This window comes from Micromonospora sp. NPDC049366 (genome assembly GCF_044466625.1).
Taxonomy (GTDB): domain Bacteria; phylum Actinomycetota; class Actinomycetes; order Mycobacteriales; family Micromonosporaceae; genus Micromonospora.
The window spans coordinates 43,014-57,880 of sequence record NZ_JBITMV010000007.1; the positions used below are offsets into that span (position 1 = coordinate 43,014).

The 14,867-nt window shown below is 73.0% G+C and carries 15 protein-coding genes; 8 read left to right on the forward strand and 7 right to left on the reverse strand.

What is annotated here, in order from left to right:
- Nucleotides 1–18 precede the first annotated feature (18 nt).
- On the forward strand, nt 19–618 hold the full coding sequence (locus ACIBTV_RS12225; protein WP_396704069.1) for a DUF488 family protein: 600 nt from the start codon (nt 19–21) through the stop codon (nt 616–618).
- Here the strand turns inward: ACIBTV_RS12225 and ACIBTV_RS12230 are convergent.
- Complete coding sequence (locus ACIBTV_RS12230) at nt 603–1,250, reverse strand: ArsR/SmtB family transcription factor (RefSeq protein ID WP_396704071.1); 648 nt, start codon at nt 1,248–1,250, stop codon at nt 603–605. The two genes, ACIBTV_RS12225 and ACIBTV_RS12230, sit on opposite strands and share 16 nt — an antisense overlap.
- Before the next feature lie 64 nt (nt 1,251–1,314).
- Here ACIBTV_RS12230 and ACIBTV_RS12235 point away from each other — a divergent pair, with 64 nt between their 5' ends.
- The 3 genes from ACIBTV_RS12235 (at nt 1,315) to ACIBTV_RS12245 (ending at nt 4,224) form a co-directional block, all read left to right on the forward strand.
- Nucleotides 1,315–1,902 (forward strand): dienelactone hydrolase family protein, encoded by a 588-nt coding sequence (locus ACIBTV_RS12235; protein WP_396704073.1) that lies wholly within the window; start codon nt 1,315–1,317, stop codon nt 1,900–1,902.
- 169 nt (nt 1,903–2,071) lie between these two features.
- Nucleotides 2,072–2,908, forward strand: coding sequence for an aldo/keto reductase (locus ACIBTV_RS12240; protein WP_396704075.1), 837 nt, complete (start codon nt 2,072–2,074; stop codon nt 2,906–2,908).
- A gap of 59 nt (nt 2,909–2,967) precedes the next feature.
- Nucleotides 2,968–4,224 carry a hypothetical protein gene (locus ACIBTV_RS12245; RefSeq protein ID WP_396704076.1) on the forward strand — a complete coding sequence of 419 codons (1,257 nt, stop codon included), beginning with the start codon at nt 2,968–2,970 and terminating at the stop codon, nt 4,222–4,224.
- 128 nt (nt 4,225–4,352) lie between these two features.
- Here ACIBTV_RS12245 and ACIBTV_RS12250 read toward each other — a convergent pair whose 3' ends face one another.
- On the reverse strand, nt 4,353–5,045 hold the full coding sequence (locus ACIBTV_RS12250) for an alpha/beta fold hydrolase (protein WP_396704078.1): 693 nt from the start codon (nt 5,043–5,045) through the stop codon (nt 4,353–4,355).
- Here ACIBTV_RS12250 and ACIBTV_RS12255 point away from each other — a divergent pair.
- Nucleotides 5,030–5,752, forward strand: a complete 723-nt coding sequence (locus tag ACIBTV_RS12255) for a helix-turn-helix domain-containing protein (RefSeq protein ID WP_396704079.1) — start codon at nt 5,030–5,032, stop codon at nt 5,750–5,752. The two genes, ACIBTV_RS12250 and ACIBTV_RS12255, sit on opposite strands and share 16 nt — an antisense overlap.
- A 39-nt stretch (nt 5,753–5,791) precedes the next feature.
- Here ACIBTV_RS12255 and ACIBTV_RS12260 read toward each other — a convergent pair whose 3' ends face one another.
- Nucleotides 5,792–6,130, reverse strand: a complete 339-nt coding sequence (locus tag ACIBTV_RS12260) for a TIGR04076 family protein (protein WP_396704081.1) — start codon at nt 6,128–6,130, stop codon at nt 5,792–5,794.
- A gap of 226 nt (nt 6,131–6,356) precedes the next feature.
- Between ACIBTV_RS12260 and ACIBTV_RS12265 the strand changes: the two genes are divergently transcribed.
- The 3 genes from ACIBTV_RS12265 to ACIBTV_RS12275 all read left to right on the forward strand — a co-directional run bounded on the left by ACIBTV_RS12265 (nt 6,357) and on the right by ACIBTV_RS12275 (nt 9,770).
- Entirely contained in the window at nt 6,357–8,252 is a 1,896-nt protein-coding gene (locus ACIBTV_RS12265; RefSeq protein WP_396704083.1) for a sigma-70 family RNA polymerase sigma factor, read from the forward strand.
- Nucleotides 8,253–8,275: 23 nt separating this feature from the next.
- Nucleotides 8,276–8,938, forward strand: coding sequence for a DUF305 domain-containing protein (locus ACIBTV_RS12270; protein ID WP_396704084.1), 663 nt, complete (start codon nt 8,276–8,278; stop codon nt 8,936–8,938).
- A gap of 271 nt (nt 8,939–9,209) precedes the next feature.
- Nucleotides 9,210–9,770 (forward strand): hypothetical protein, encoded by a 561-nt coding sequence (locus ACIBTV_RS12275; RefSeq protein WP_396704085.1) that lies wholly within the window; start codon nt 9,210–9,212, stop codon nt 9,768–9,770.
- A 4-nt stretch (nt 9,771–9,774) separates the two neighbouring features.
- On the opposite strand, the gene ACIBTV_RS12280 is transcribed toward ACIBTV_RS12275, so the two are convergent.
- From ACIBTV_RS12280 to ACIBTV_RS12295, 4 genes are all read right to left on the reverse strand, one after another.
- Nucleotides 9,775–10,818 carry an ABC transporter ATP-binding protein gene (locus ACIBTV_RS12280; RefSeq protein WP_396704087.1) on the reverse strand — a complete coding sequence of 348 codons (1,044 nt, stop codon included), beginning with the start codon at nt 10,816–10,818 and terminating at the stop codon, nt 9,775–9,777.
- A gap of 11 nt (nt 10,819–10,829) precedes the next feature.
- Entirely contained in the window at nt 10,830–11,972 is a 1,143-nt protein-coding gene (locus ACIBTV_RS12285) for an ABC transporter ATP-binding protein (RefSeq protein ID WP_396704088.1), read from the reverse strand.
- On the reverse strand, nt 11,969–12,946 hold the full coding sequence (locus tag ACIBTV_RS12290) for an ABC transporter permease (protein ID WP_396704089.1): 978 nt from the start codon (nt 12,944–12,946) through the stop codon (nt 11,969–11,971). Before ACIBTV_RS12290 ends, ACIBTV_RS12285 begins: the two co-directional genes overlap by 4 nt.
- Before the next feature lie 127 nt (nt 12,947–13,073).
- Entirely contained in the window at nt 13,074–14,813 is a 1,740-nt protein-coding gene (locus tag ACIBTV_RS12295) for an ABC transporter substrate-binding protein (protein ID WP_396704091.1), read from the reverse strand.
- Nucleotides 14,814–14,867 lie beyond the last annotated feature (54 nt).

Consider the following 14,867-nt stretch of genomic DNA (forward strand, 5'->3'; position numbering starts at 1 on the left):
TGCGGTTGTCTGGGCGTCATGGCGGAGGCGCTGCTCACCGTCGGCCACGGCACCGCGAGCCAGGCCCAGTTCACCGCCCTGCTCGGTGACGCGGGGGTGACCCGGCTGGTCGACGTGCGGCGCTATCCGGGCAGCCGGGCCCATCCGCACGTCGGCCGGGACGCCCTCGCCGAGTGGCTGCCGACGATCGGCGTGGACTACCGGTGGGAGCCGCGGCTGGGCGGGCGGCGGCGCGTGCCGGCGGATTCGCCGGACCGGTGGTGGCGGGTGGCGGCGTTCCGGGGCTACGCCGCCCACATGCGTACGCCGGAGTTCGTCGCGGCCGTCGACGACCTGCTGGCCGGCGTCGTCCTCGCCGCACCGTCCACGGCCGGCGCCGCACCGTCCACGGCCGGCGCCGCGCCGTCCGCCGCCGGGGCGCGAGACCCGCGGACGGTGATCATGTGCAGTGAGAGCCTGTGGTGGCGGTGTCACCGGCGGTTGGTGGCCGACTTCGTGGTCGGTGTCCGCGGTGTCGAGGTGTGCCACCTGGACCATCGCGGCCACCTCACGACTCACACGCTCGCCGCCGGTGCCCGGCTGACGCCCGAGGGGACGCTGGTCTACGACCGGGACTGAGGGTCACCCGCACCGCCGGGGCCGGGGGAAGCGTCGGACAGGGCGGAAGCGTCGGGGACGGCGGAAGGCGCGGGGAGGGTGGAGGCGTCGGTCGGGTAGAGGCCGGCGACGAAGCCGTACACCTGGTCGCCGGCGCGGGGGATCTGCGCGAACCTGCGGGCGAGGGCCTGGACCTCGGCCCAGAAGGCGCGGACGTCCTCGCGCGGGATGCGGGCGTGGACGAGGGTGCAGCGTAGGTCGTCGGCGGCGTGCGCCGCGGCGGATTCGGCGGCGGCCTGGGCGAGCCCGTTGATGGCGGCGACGGTCTGCTTGTCCTCGGGGCGGTGCAGCGCGCCGACGTAGAGGGTGCGGGCGACGCGCCCGTAGTAGCGCTCCTCGATGGCCCGGACGCGGCGGGTGCGGACGACCTTGAGCAGGCCGGCGTCGACGAGGAGGTTCACGTGGTAGGCGACGCTGCTCTTGGGCCGGTCGACGGCTCGGGCCAGCTCGGTGACGGTGGCGGCGCGTTCGAGGAGCAGTTCGAGGAGGGTGTCGCGCAGCGGGTCCGCGAGGGCGCGCAGCTGCTCGGGCGCGGTGACCACGAGCATCTCGTCGAGGTCGTAGTCCGGGATCTGCTGCTCATTGACCGACATTTCTCGACCGTTCTAGAATCATGGATCATTCGATCATTGCCGTCCGAACTTCGGAGTGTATGAGATGGCCGACGTCGTCCTCTTCCACCATCTGCTGGGTCTCACCGACGGCGTGCGCGCGTTCGCCGACCAGTTACGCGCCGGCGGGCACACCGTGCACACCCCCGACCTCTTCGACGGCGAGCGACCGGCGACCCTTGATGAGGGATTCGCGCTGATGAAGCGCCTCGGCGCCGTGCTCGACGACCGCGCGGACCGGGCCCTGGCCGACCTGCCCAAGGACCTGGTCTACGCGGGCTTCTCCTACGGCGCCGGCATGGCGCAGCAGCTCGCGCAGACCCGACCGGGTGCCCGGGGCGCGCTGCTCTACGAGGCCTGCCTCCCGGTCACCGGCGAGTGGGCGGTGGGGCCGTGGCCCGACGGACTGCCGGTGCAGGTCCACGGCATGGAGAAGGACCCGTTCTTCGGGCTGGAGGGCGACATCGACGCCGCCCGCGAGCTCGTCGACCTCGCCGGGCCGGACCGGGCCGAGCTGTTCGTCTACCCCGGCGACCAGCACCTGTTCACCGACAGCTCACTGCCGTCGTACGACGCGGAGGCGACCGCGCTGGTGGTGGCGCGCTCGCGCGCCTTCCTCGACCGCCTCGCCTGAGGGGACCGGCCGGCCCGGCCGTCGAGACCGCGCCGGGCCGGTCAGTGTGGACGAGTAGGGTCCAGGGTGCGCCCGGCCCCCGAGGCGGCCGCGGCGCACAGGCGCGGCGCGACCGGCCCCGAGGTCATCCCGGCCGGTGGCGCGCGGGGCGACGGAGAGGCGGACCAGCATGGCGATTCCCCAGTTGACGGCGGCGGACGGCACGACGTTGCCGGCGGTCGGGCTCGGCACGTACCGGCTGAACGGGTCGGCGGGCGTCGAGGCGCTCGGTTCGGCGATCGGGGCGGGCTACCGGCTGCTCGACTCCGCCGTGAACTACGAGAACGAGGGCGCGGTGGGTCGGGCCGCGCGCGCCGCCGGGGACGTACGCGACGAGCTGATCGTCACCTCGAAGCTGCCGGGCCGGCACCACGACTTCGACGCGGCGCTGACCACCATCGAGGAGAGCGTCTACCGCACCGGCCTGGACCGGATCGACCTGTACCTGATCCACTGGCCCAACCCGAAGGTCGACCGGTACGTGCAGGCGTGGCGGGCGCTGATCGAGGCCCGCGAGCGGGGGCTGGTGCGGCACATCGGGTTGTCCAACTTCCTGCCCGAGCACATCGACCGGCTGGTGGCCGAGACCGGCGTCGCGCCGGTGGTCAACCAGATCGAGGTGCACCCGTACTTCCCGCAGGAGGAGGCCCTCGCCTACCACCGGGACAAGGGCATCCTCGTGCAGGGCTGGAGCCCGCTCGGCCGGGGCAACGACCTGCAGCAGCACCCGGCCGTCGTGGAGATCGCCGAGGCCCACGGGATCAGCCCGGCGCAGACCATCCTGGCCTGGCACGTGGCCCGTCAGGTGATCCCGCTGCCGAAGGCCGCGTCCCCGCAGCGGCAGAAGGAGAACCTCGACATCTTCGACGTCGGTCTCACCGACGACGAGGTCGCGGCCATCACCGCGCTGGGCCGCCCCGACGGGCGCCTCGCGGACCAGGACCCGGCGGTGTACGAGGAGTTCTGAGCTATCCGCCCGCGCCGGCCCTGCCCCCACGCCGCCGCCGCATCGGGAGATCATGGGGCGTGCTCGACGGACTCGACGACATCGACTGGGCGCGGCTCGGTCACGCGTACGGGGCGGCCGACGACCTGCCCGGTCACCTCCGGGCGCTGCGCTCCCCCGACCCGGACACGCGCGACGAGGCGCTGGTCGAGCTGTACACGAGGATCGTCCACCAGGGCGGCCGGTTCGAGGCGAGCGCCCACGCGGTGCCGTTCCTGCTGGAGTTGCTCGCCGACCCGGGCACCCCGGACCCGTCGGCGGTGCTCTGGCTGCTGACCGGCGTGGCCATCGGCTCCGACGAGGCCGTGCTCCCCGACGGTGTTCCGGTCGCCGCACACCGCCGGGCCGCCGAGGGCGGGCGCGCGCTGCTCGCCGCGAAACCACCGCCGTGGTCCGGCGAGGACGAGACGAAGAAGGAGTACGTCGAGTACGCGTACGTCCAGTCCCTGGACGCGGCGGACCAGGCGCGGCTGTGGGCGTACGTCGAATTGGCGGCGTACGACGCGGTGCGCGCCGGGGTGCCCCTGTTCCGTGCGCTGCTGGCGCACCCCGATGCGGGGGTGCGGACCGGGGCGGCGTACGCCCTGGCGTGGTTTCCGGAGGAAACCGAGGGCAGCGTCCCGGCGCTGGCCGACGCGCTCGACGCGGCCTCGTCGCCCGCCCCCGGCGCGGCGGTGACGCCCGCCGAGGTGGCCACCCTGCTGGTGGCGTCGGGGCTGCTCGGCGCCGCGCCCGACCAGCGGTGGCTGACCGACCCGCGCCCGATCATCCGGTGCGCCGCCGCCATCGGCCGCGCCCGGGTGCTGGGCCCGCAGGCTGACCCGGCGACCGTCGACGAGCTGATGAGGTGGGCGGCGATGCCGGGCGACACCGACCCGGCCACGCCGGATGAGCCGGTCGAGGGCGAGTGGGTGCCGTTCCTGGGTGGCGACCTCGCCGGTTACGCGGGCCTCGCGCTGCGGCAGCTCGGGCCCCGGCACGCCGCGCGCGGCCTGGACGCGCTGCTGGTCCGGCTGCCCACGGTCAGCGGCGACCAGTCGTTGACCGTGCTCGGCGCGGCGTTGCGCCTCGCGTTCCCGGCCGGCCCGGTGCCGTCGGGCACCCCCGTCTCGGCGTTGACGCCCGGGCAGCGCCGGCTGGCCGAGGTGCTGGGCCGGTCGACCGCGCCGTGGCTGATCGACGGGCAGGAGTTCGGCAACGTCGCGATGCTCCTGCGCGAGCACGGCCTGCCGGACGACCGTGAGGCGATGCGCGCCTACCTCACCGCGCCCGGCTGAGGACGGCCGGACGCCGAACCGCTTGTGGACGGGCTGGACGCCGAGATGCTGCGGGCGGCTCGACGCCGGACCAGCGCAGGACGGCTCGCCGCCGACCCGGCTGGCGGTGCCGGCGACGAGCAGCGCCGTCAGCGTCGCGCCAGGATGGCGGCGACCTCGGCCGGCCAGGCCAGGTGCGGGAAGTGCCCGCCGCCGGGCAGCACGGTGATCCGCACCTCGGGCAGCGCCGACTCCAGCCAACTCCGGTACGCCGGCTTCGGCTCCGACCCGGTCACGTAGTCGTAGCCGACGCCACGGTCACGGATCGCGACCAGGTCCCGGGTCCGCTGCTCGGCGATGTGCTCCGCGGGCGTCACCAGGACCTCGTTCCAGTAGCCGAGCAGCAGGTCCGGCCGGGGCGTGGTTCGGGTGCGGACCAGCTCCTGAGCCGCCGGGGGTAGCTGGTCGATGCCCATGCCGGCGGTCATCCGGTCCCACGCCTGCCGCCAGTCGGGGCCGCGCAGGACCGGTTCGAGGCGGCGCAGCACCTCGCCGAACCCGCCGACCAGCAGCGGCTGGTCGAGGTTGACCACGCGGCGCGCCGGGTGACGGGCGGCGTAGATGGTGGCGAGCACCCCGCCCAGCGAGTGGCCGACGATCACCGGCGCGGCGAGCCCTTCGGCCGTGACCGCGTCGTGGACGAGGTCGGCGACCTCCATCGGCAGCCGGCGGGGCGGGTGTCCGTCGGCGCCCCGCAGCCCTCGGCACGTTCGATACGATCGAACACCGGCTGCGTCAGCCCCTTCCGCCACCCCAGGAGGACCCTGTGCGTACCTCGGCACGCCCGGCCCGGCCGGTCGACCCCCAGCCGAGCCTCGTCGGCGCGCGGATGCGGCAGTTCCGCACCGAACGCGGCCTGACGCTGCGTGGCCTCGCCGCCCGCGCGGGCCTGTCCATCGGCTTCCTCTCGCAGGTCGAGCGGGGCGTCTCGTCGATCGGCCTGACCGCGCTCAACAGCGTCGCCGCCGCCCTGGACCGGCCGGTCGCCGAGTTCTTCGAGAGCGGCCCCGCCCCGATGCCGGCCGACGCGGCGCCCGCCGAGGCCGATGCGGCACCCGCAGCCGTCGGCGCGACACCCACCGGAGCCGCGACGACACCGAGGCCGGTCGCTGCCGCGGCGTCCGAGGTCACGGCGGCCGTGCCGCGCCCGCCACACTTCACGCTGACCCGGGCCGAGAGCGGCGCGACCGAGTACGTGTCGGGGCAGCAGACCTACCGCATGCTGTCCGACCGGGGCGCCAACCTGGTGCTGGAGCCGATGCTCGTGCACATCGCACCGGGTGGCCGCCGCGAGGAGGCGTACGGACACGAGGGCGAGGAGTTCGCCTATGTGGTGCGCGGGCAACTGCTCTACGAGGTCGACGGGGAGGAGCACCGGCTGCACCCGGGCGACAGCGTTCACCTGCGCTCGTCGGTGCCGCACCGGCTCTACAACGACACCGACGAGGTGACGACGGTCGTCTCGGTGGTCACGCCCCGGCTGTTCTGACTGTGCCGGCGCGGTCAGCGACCCGGCCGGTGGCGCGGTTCAGGTGAGGTCGGCGGAGTTCATGCGCCGCCGACAGGTGCGCTCGACCCGCATCACCAGCCGTTCCTCCGGGTCGGGGCAGGCGAACAGGCTGTCCTGCGCCAGCCAGTCGCCGGGCGGCACGTCCCGCTGCTTCGCGGCGAGGAACGGCAGCACCGACGCCAGGGCGTACACGCAGAAGTGCTGGCCCGCCGGCAGCTTCAAATGGGCGCTGTCGGTGAGGTCGAAGTGGTCACCGACCGCCATGCCGCACACCGAGCGGCCCTCGATGCGGTCGACGGTGACCCGCAGGTCGTAGATCTCCATGTCCCCGTCGTCCGAGGTCACGTCCTCGCCCACGCCGTTCCTCCCTCGCACCCGTCCGCCCGCTGCCGGTGTTCTATCAGACTGAACAGCCGTGAACAAGAGCGGCGGTCGCGTTCACCCCCGACCCGGTTCACATCCACGTCATCTGGCGGCCCGAGAATTTCCGTAATCTGCCCCGCCGCCGCAGGTCTCCGAACAGGTGGCGGCCGGGCGCACGCGGCTCGGGCGCCCAGCGGACGAAGCACGAAGGAGTGACCCCATGTCGTCAACCGGACGGGCCCTGGCCGACACCGGGCTGGTCGTCGCGGCCCGGCAGGGCGACCAGCACGCCCTCAACGAGGTCGTCGCCGCCTCACTCCCGCTCGTCTACAACATCGTCGGACGGGCGCTGCGCGGCCACGCCGACGTCGACGACGTCGTCCAGGAGACGCTGGTGCGGGTGATCCGGCACCTGCCCGCCCTCAACGACCCGGCCGCGTTCCGGTCCTGGCTGGTGGCGATCACCATCCGCCAGGTGCGCGACTGGGAGCAGCGCCGGCGGGTCGCCCTGCACCGCGACGCGGGGCTGGAGACGATCCACAACGTGCCGGACCCGGCGGCCGACTTCGCCGCGGTGACCATCCTGCGGCTGGGCCTCACCGACCAGCGACGGGAGGTCGCCGAGGCGACCCGCTGGCTCGACCCGGACGACCAGGAGTTGCTCTCCCTGTGGTGGCTGGAGGAGACCGGCGCGCTGACCCGCAACGAGGTCGCCGACGCGCTCGGCCTCTCCCCCGGGCACGTCGCGGTGCGGGTCCACCGGATGAAGGAGCAGATCCAGAGCGCCCGCGCCGTCGTACGGGCCCTGCGCGCCCGCCCGGTCTGCCCCGAGCTGACCAGCGTCGCGGCCGGGTGGAACGGCGTACCCAGTGCGCTGTGGCGCAAGCGGCTGGCCCGGCACGTCCGCGACTGCGCCACCTGCTCGCGCGCCGGCAGCAGCCTGCTGCCGATCGATCGGCTGCTCGCCGGCCTGCCGATGCTTCCGCTGCCGGCCGGCCTCAGCGCCCAGTTTCCGAGCGCGGCCGTGCCCCCGGCCGCCTCGGACGCCGTTGGGTATCACCCTCCGGACCCGACGGCCGGGCACACCGCCGGGACGACCCCACCCGGCGGTGTGCCCACCACGACCGACAGCGGCGTGGGTCTGGTCGACCTGGTGGTCAACGGGCCCCGGGGCCTGCTGACCTCGATCGGTGCCGGCGTCGCCGCGGTGGTCCTGGCCGTGACCACCACCGTCGTGGTGACCCGGCCCGACGAGCCACCGGCGCCCCCGGCGGCCGCCCCGGCGCCCACCGCGACCGCCACCCCCGGCGCGCCGCCGTCGAGCGCGCCGCCGAGCGTCCGACCGACGGTGCGGGCCCTGGCCGCCCCACCGGCCGTCAGTTCGCCCCGCAAGGGCGTCGGCGTGTGGGACTTCCCCGGGGTCAGCCAGGCGTTGGCGAACTCCAAGGCCGGCTGGTACTACACCTGGGGCACCCAGCACCGGGGCATCACCACTCCGCGCGGGGTGACGTTCGTACCGATGATCCGCAGCGCGGAGAACGTCACCGACGCCGATCTCGCCCGGGCGAAGGCGAACGGGCCGTACCTGCTCACGTTCAACGAGCCGGACATCCCGGAGCAGGCGAACATGACCGTCCAGCAGGCGTTGGACCTGTGGCCGAAGCTGCAGGCGACCGGCAGCAAGCTGGGCAGCCCGGCCGTCGCCTGGGGCGGCGCGGACCCGGGCCGCTGGCTCGACCAGTTCATGTCCGGTGCCGAGGCGCGCGGCTACCGGGTCGACTTCATCACGCTGCACTGGTTCGGTGCCGAGTTCGCCACCCAGGCGGCGGTGCGCCAGCTCAAGGAGTACATCCAGGCCGTGTACGAGCGCTACCGCAAGCCGATCTGGCTGACCGAGTTCGCGCTGATGCGCTTCCACGGCGACGGGCCGCGGTTCCCCAGCCAGGAGCAGCAGGCCGCCTTCCTCACCTCCGCGACCACCATGCTCGGTCAGCTGCCCTACGTGCAGCGCTACGCCTGGTTCGGCCTGCCCGCCACCGACAAGGACCGCTCCGGCCTGTTCCGCACCGCCACCGACGCGACCCCGGTCGGGCGTGCCTTCCAGGCCGCGCGCTGAGCGGGCGAGGAATGGACGAGGTCATGAGCGGCCGTACCACCCGCCGGGCCCGCGCCTGGCGGATCGTCGGCGCCGTCACGAGCCTGGCCGTCGCGGCGCTGGCGGTCGGTGTCACCCAGCATCGGGGCCGACCCGACGAGCCGGCGGCGGCGCCCACGCCCGCCGTCACACCGTCGGCGGTCGTGGCGTCGCCGGTGGTCCTCAACGGCACCGACAACGCCTTCATCCAGCTGCTGATCCCCATGAACGAGGGCGCGCTCACCCTCTTCGACTACCTGGACACCCGGCCGGCGGAGACCGACCCGCCGCTGCGCGCCGCCGTCGAACGGATCCGCGCCGCGCACCGCGGCGAGGTACGCGAGATGCGGGCGCTGCTGGCGGCCGCCCAGATGCCGGAGGAGAACATCCACGAGGGGCATCAGATGCCCGGCATGGTGACCGACGCTCGGCTGACCGAGCTGCGGGCTGCGCCGACGGCCGAGCTGCGCTCCCGCACGGTGGCGCTGATCCGGGCTCACCTGGAGCAGACCGTGGTGCTGTGCCGGGGCGAGCAGGCCAACGGCGCCAGCCCGGAGTTGAAGGCGGTCGTCGCCCGCATGCAGCAGGCCCGGGCGGCCGAGCTCGGCGAGCTCGCACGCCTGTCGGATCCGCTGGCCGCCGGAGGGCCCGCCGATGCGGATGACTGATCCGCACACCACCGGCCACCGTGCCGGCGGCGCCCGATCCGCCGAACGGCCCGACCAGCTCGACCGGGGTGGCTCTCCGGTCCGGCGCGGCACCGGCGCCCGCCACCGCTCGGACGTCCCCGATCACCCCCCGGCCCGCTCCCGGCAAGCGGCGGCGGCCCCGAATGTTCCCGCCTGGTCGCCGGTTCCGACCGCTCCGGCCCGGTCACCGCGGCCGATGAACCCCGCGACCCGGGACACCCGCACGTCCCGGGGGGCCCGGCCGACCGAAATGACTCCGGTCGCCCCGACCGCCGGCTGGCGCGGCGGTCACCGTCGGCCCGCCGGCCGGTCCGTGGTCGCCGCGGCGATCCTGACGATGACCGTCGCCTGGCTGGTCGCGATCCTCGCCGCGCCGCACATCACCCTCTCCCCGGCCTGGCGTACGGCGGCGCTCTTCTGCCACCTCACCTGCCTGGTGGTGGGTTTCGGGGCGGTGCTGACCGTGGACTGGTTCAGCCTGCGCTGGCTGCTGCGCCGCGAACCGCTGGGCACGGTACTGACCACGGCCCGCGGCGCCCACCTGCTCATCTGGTCGGGGCTGGTGGGTCTGCTGGTCAGCGGCGCCGCGCTGGGGCCGAACACGTCGTCCGGCCTGGTGTGGGTCAAGCTGCTGGCGGTGCTGACGGTCGGGATCAACGGCCTGTTCCTCGGCCGGGTCAGCGACCGCCTCGCCGCCCACGAGGGCCGGCCACCCTGGTCAGCTCTGCTGCCCGGCGTGGCCAGCGCCACCGTGTCCCAACTGGGGTGGTGGACCGCCACCCTGGTCGGGTTCTGGAACTCGCAGAACTGACCGGTCAGGCCGCCGGCACCGCGCCAGCCGGCGCCGCCTCGGCGAAGTGGCAGGCCGCCGCCTGCCCGCCGCCCAGGTCGACCAGCGGAGGGGCGGTGGTGGCGCAGATGTCCTCGGCCTTCCAGCAGCGGCTGCGGAAGCGGCAGCCCGCCGGCGTGTCCGTCGGGCTGGGCACGTCGCCGGTCAGCCGGATCCGCTCCTTGGGCTGCGCGCCGCGCGCCACGCCCAGGTCGGGGACGGCGGAGAGCAGCGCCTGGGTGTACGGGTGCGCGGGCGTGTCGTACAGCGGGTCACGGTCGGCGATCTCGGCCACCCGGCCGAGGTACATCACCGCGACCCGGTCGCAGAAGTGCCGGACGACGCCGAGGTCGTGGGCGATGAAGACGAACGCGATGTTGAACTCCTTGCGCAGGTCCTCCAGGAGGTTCATGACCTGCGCCTGGATCGACACGTCCAGGGCGCTGACCGGCTCGTCGGCGACGATCACCTTGGGTTGCACGGCGAGCGCCCGGGCGATGCCGATGCGCTGGCGCTGGCCGCCGGAGAACTCGTGCGGGTACCGGTTGTAGTGCTCGGGGTTGAGGCCCACGACCTCCAGCAGTTCGCGTACCCGGTCCAGCTCCCGGCCCTTCGGCACGATGTCGTGCACCCGCAGCGGCCGGCCGATGATCGTGCCCACCGTGTGGCGGGGGTTCAGCGACGAGTACGGGTCCTGAAAGATCAGCTGGAGTTCACGCCGGTACGGGCGCAGGTCCTTCTCCTTGAGGTGGCTGATGTCGGTGCCCCGGTAGAGGACCTGCCCACCGGTCGGCTCCAGCAGGCGGGTGATGAGACGCCCGGTGGTGGACTTGCCGCAGCCGGATTCGCCGACCAGGCCGAGCGTCTCGCCCGCCCGCAACTGCAGCGACACCCCGTCCACCGCCCGGATCCGCAGGCCCTCGCGGCCGAACCAGCCCTCGCCCCGGGCCGTGAAGTGCATCTGAAGGTCCCGAAGCTCCAGCAGCGGCACGTCGGCGGGCACGGTCGCGGTGTCGGCGGTGGTCGTCATCTCGGGTTCCTTCACGGCAGTCGGGGCAGGATCTCGGTCGCGAAGACCTGCGCCGGGTCGGACAGGTGGCAGCGGGAGGACCGGGCGGCGTCCGCCGTGCGGGGACGCAGGTCGGGCAGGTCGGCGGCGCAGGCGCCGCCGGGCACGCGACCGGCGAACTCGCAGCGCGGGTGGAAGGAGCAGCCGGTCGGCAGCGCGAGCAGGCTGGGCGGCGCACCGGGGATCGGGTGCAGCCGGGTCGGCGCGCCGGAGACGGCCGGGATGCTCTCCAGCAGACCCCACGTGTACGGGTGCAGCGGACGGCCGAGAATCTCGTCGACCGCCCCGTGTTCGACGGCGCGTCCGCCGTACATCACCAGGACGTCGTCGGCGATCTCGGCGACCACGCCGAGGTCGTGGGTGATGAACAGCACCGCCGACCCGAAGTCCTGCTGGAGGTCCATGATGAGATCGAGGATCTGGGCCTGGACGGTGACGTCGAGCGCGGTGGTGGGCTCGTCGGCGATGAGCAGCTTCGGGTCGTTCACCAGGGCCATCGCAATCATGGCGCGCTGGCGCATGCCCCCGGAGAACTGGTGCGGGTAGTCGTCGAGCCGGCGGCGCGGGTCGGGGATGCCGACCCGGCCGAGCAGGTCGACGGCGCGGTCGCGGGCCGCCCGCCGGGACACCCGGTGGTGCGCCCGGTAGGCCTCGGCGATCTGGTCGCCGACGGTGAAGTACGGGTGCAGCGACGACTGCGGATCTTGGAAGATCATCGCGGCGGTGGCGCCTCGGTGCCGGCGCAGGTCGGCAGGGGACATGCCGACGATCTCCTGCCCGCCGAGCCGGATCGAGCCGGTCATCCGGGTGCTGCGCGGGTCGTGCAGGCCCATGATGGCCATGCTGGACACGCTCTTGCCGGAGCCGGACTCGCCGACGACGGCGAGCGTGCGGCCCAGCGGCAGGGAGTAGCTGAGCCCCTGGACCGCCCGGACCGGAGCGTCGGTGGTCGGGAAGGTGACGGTGAGGTCGCGCACCTCCAGGTACGGCGCCTCGGCGGCACGGTCGTCGCCGCCGCGACGGCGGGTACGGGCCACGGTCTCCGGCTGCCGTCCGGCGGGTGCGGACGGGCCGACCGCCGGCTCGTGGTCCGGGGTCGCCAGCAGTTCGGTCATGCCAGCCTCACTCGCGGGTCGAGGATCGTGTAGAGGATGTCGACGAGCAGGTTCATCGCGACCAGCACCACCGAGCCGATCAGCACGCCGCCCATGAGCACCGGCAGGTCGTACTGGTTGAAGGCCCGCAGGGTCAGCACGCCCAGGCCGGGCAGGCCGAACAACGCCTCGGTGAAGATGGCGCCGGTCAACTGGAACGCGAGGTCGAGCCCGAAGATCGTGGCGACCGGGGTGATCGCGGCGCGCAGGCCGTGGCGGTAGACCACGCGGCGCTCGCTGATCCCCTTGGCCCGCGCGGTGCGGATGTAGTCCTCACCGAGCGTTTCGATCATGGAGGCCCGGGCGTAGCGGGTGTAGGAGGCTGCGTTCGTCAGGCCGAGCGTCAGCCAGGCGGCGAGCAGTCCGCTGGCCCAGGTCAGCGGATTCTCCAGCAGCGGGTGGTAGCCGGCGTGCGGCAGGAACGTCGCGTAGAGGGCGACGAGCAGCGCCACCACGAAGTACGGCACGGCGTTGATGCCGAGCGAGGTGCCGACCATGATCCGGTCCAGGTAGGTGCCGCGTCTTCGGGCCGCCACCACGCCGGCGAGGATGCCGGCCACCAGGTAGACCACCGCCCCGCCGAGCACGATCGAGACGGTGATCGGCAGGGCCTGCCCGATCAGCTTCGTGACCGGCTGGCCGAGGGTGTACGAGTAGCCGAGGCAGGGGGCGTCGCAGTCGATGGTGAGCCCGCCCGAGTGGTACGTCCGACCGACCACGATGCCCTTGAGGTACTCGCCGACCTGCTGCGCCACCGGCTCGTCGAGGTTGAGGCTGGCGCTGATGTCGGCGTAGCGCTCCGGGGTGCAGCGCTGGCCGCAGATCGTCCCGGCCGGGTCGGTGGGGGCGACGAAGAACAGCCCGAAGCTCGCGACCAGCGTCACGATGATGACGGAGATCGCGCTGACGACCCGTCGCAGGATGTAGAAGAGCACCGCCGAGGCTCCTGGTGGCAGCGGGCCGGGGCCGGGGCCCACAGCCGGAACGGGGAGAGGGGGTGGACGCCGGCCGGCACAGTGCCGGAGGTCCGGCCGGCGTCCACGCTGGGGTGATACGAGGGGATCAGTTCTTCAGGAACATGTTCAGGTAGAACGGCTCACCCGCGGAGGCGTCGCCCTCGGCGCCACCGATGTTGCTGCCGACCACGAAGGCGAGCTTGCCGTAGTAGCGCGGCAGGGCGATGTACTGGCCCAGGATCTCCTTGTCCAGCTCGCCCCACTTGGCGGCGGCCTGCTCGGCCGGGAGCTTGCCGACCTCGTCGATCTTGGCGTCCAGCGCCTTGTCGCTGAGCATGCCCCAGCTGGTGCCGTCGGTGATGCTGTGCGACTGGAAGAGCACCGGGAACCAGCTGCCGCCGCTGGGCCAGTCGGAGCACCAGCCCTGCGGGGCCTGGCCCATGTTGACCGGAGCGTCGTAGTCGGCGATCTTGGAGCGCAGCTCGGCGGTGGTGACACCGATCGGCTTGACGGTGAAGCCGGCCGCCTTGAACGCGTCGACCCGAATCTGGTTGGTCTGCTGCGGGACCGGCTTGGTGTTGTCGTAGTACCAGCTGAGCTCGAAGCCGACCTTTCCGGCCGCCTCCAGCATCGCCTTCGCGCCGGCCGGGTCGCCCTGGCCCTTACCGGAGAGGTCGGGCAGCGGGTCGTACTTGGTGTAGCCGGGCACGCTCGGCGGCAGGATGGTGCTGGCCGGCTCGGAGTTGTAGCTGTTCAGACCGCCGGCCTTGTTGACCTGGTCGTACGGGTACGCCTTGGCGATCGCCTTGCGCACCTCCAGCGGGATCTTGCGGGTGTCGAGCTGCACCGAGTAGGTGCAGGGCTGCTCGCCCTGGATCAGCTGGGCCTTCTTGTCCCCGTTCAGCTGCGGGATCAGCGAGGCGTCGACGGGGCCGTAGTTGAGCGCGTTGGCGTCCTCGCCGGCGCTGTTGAGGACCTGCTGCTGGGTCTTCGGGTCCTCACCGCCCCACTTGAAGTCGAAGCCGTCCGGGTACTGGTGCCGCACCGCGTCGGTGTTCGGGTCCCAGTGCGGGTTCTTCTTCAGCTTCAGCTCGGTGCCCGGGGTGTAGGTGTCGAACTGGTACGGCCCGGTGGCGAGCGGGTTGTTCTTGTAGTTCTCCTTCGTGTCCTTGGCCTTCGGGATCGGCGTGAACGCCGGGAAGGACAGGTAGAAGGGCAGGTCCGGGTACTCCTGGGCGAGGTGGATGACCAGCGTGGTCGCGTCCGGGGTCTCCACGCCGGCGAAGGTGTCGCCGCTGACGTAGGGGCCCTTGTACTTGTCGCCGTCCTTGAAGGTGGTCAGCTGGTACGTCGGGCCGTTGGCGAAGACGTCGTGGGCGAACGAGCGCTTGATCGCGTACGCCAGGTCCTCGACCTTGACCTCGCTGCCGTCGGCGTACTTGATGCCCGGCTGCATCTTGAACGTCCAGGTCAGCTTGTCCGACGAGACGGTGCCCAGGTCGGTCAGGTCGGGCACCAGCACCGGCTTGCCGCCGCGGATCGCGAACTGGGTCGGGCTGCGGAAGATCAGCCTCTCGATCGCCAGCGCGTCGGCGTAGTAGGTGTCGGTCGGGTCGAACGTGTTCGGGGTCACCTGGGAGTAGACCGTGATGACGCCGCCCTTCTTGGCGCCGGGCACCTCGGCCGCCGGGCCCTTGGCGGTCGGGTCGAGCGCGGTCTGCTGCGTCTCGATGCCCTTGGCGTCATCCCCGCCGCTGCTGCCGTTGTTCGCCGAGGGGCTGCCGCAGGCCGCCACCGCCAGACTGGCGGCCAGCGCGACGGCGAGACCAACCTTCACTTGCCTCACAGACGTACTCCTGTCTTTGTTCCGGTCTGCGGACCCCCGACGTGCGGGGTCCGC

Bases quoted from the DNA above. Each gene is read 5' to 3' on its own strand.
- ACIBTV_RS12235 (WP_396704073.1), top strand. From the start codon at position 1,315: ATGGCCGACGTCGTCCTCTTCCACCATCTGCTGGGTCTCACCGACGGC.
- ACIBTV_RS12280 (WP_396704087.1), bottom strand. From the start codon at position 10,818: ATGACGACCACCGCCGACACCGCGACCGTGCCCGCCGACGTGCCGCTG.
- ACIBTV_RS12230 (WP_396704071.1), bottom strand. From the start codon at position 1,250: ATGTCGGTCAATGAGCAGCAGATCCCGGACTACGACCTCGACGAGATG.
- ACIBTV_RS12225 (WP_396704069.1), top strand. From the start codon at position 19: ATGGCGGAGGCGCTGCTCACCGTCGGCCACGGCACCGCGAGCCAGGCC.
- ACIBTV_RS12270 (WP_396704084.1), top strand. From the start codon at position 8,276: ATGAGCGGCCGTACCACCCGCCGGGCCCGCGCCTGGCGGATCGTCGGC.
- ACIBTV_RS12265 (WP_396704083.1), top strand. From the start codon at position 6,357: ATGTCGTCAACCGGACGGGCCCTGGCCGACACCGGGCTGGTCGTCGCG.
- ACIBTV_RS12240 (WP_396704075.1), top strand. From the start codon at position 2,072: ATGGCGATTCCCCAGTTGACGGCGGCGGACGGCACGACGTTGCCGGCG.
- ACIBTV_RS12285 (WP_396704088.1), bottom strand. From the start codon at position 11,972: ATGACCGAACTGCTGGCGACCCCGGACCACGAGCCGGCGGTCGGCCCG.
- ACIBTV_RS12275 (WP_396704085.1), top strand. From the start codon at position 9,210: ATGACTCCGGTCGCCCCGACCGCCGGCTGGCGCGGCGGTCACCGTCGG.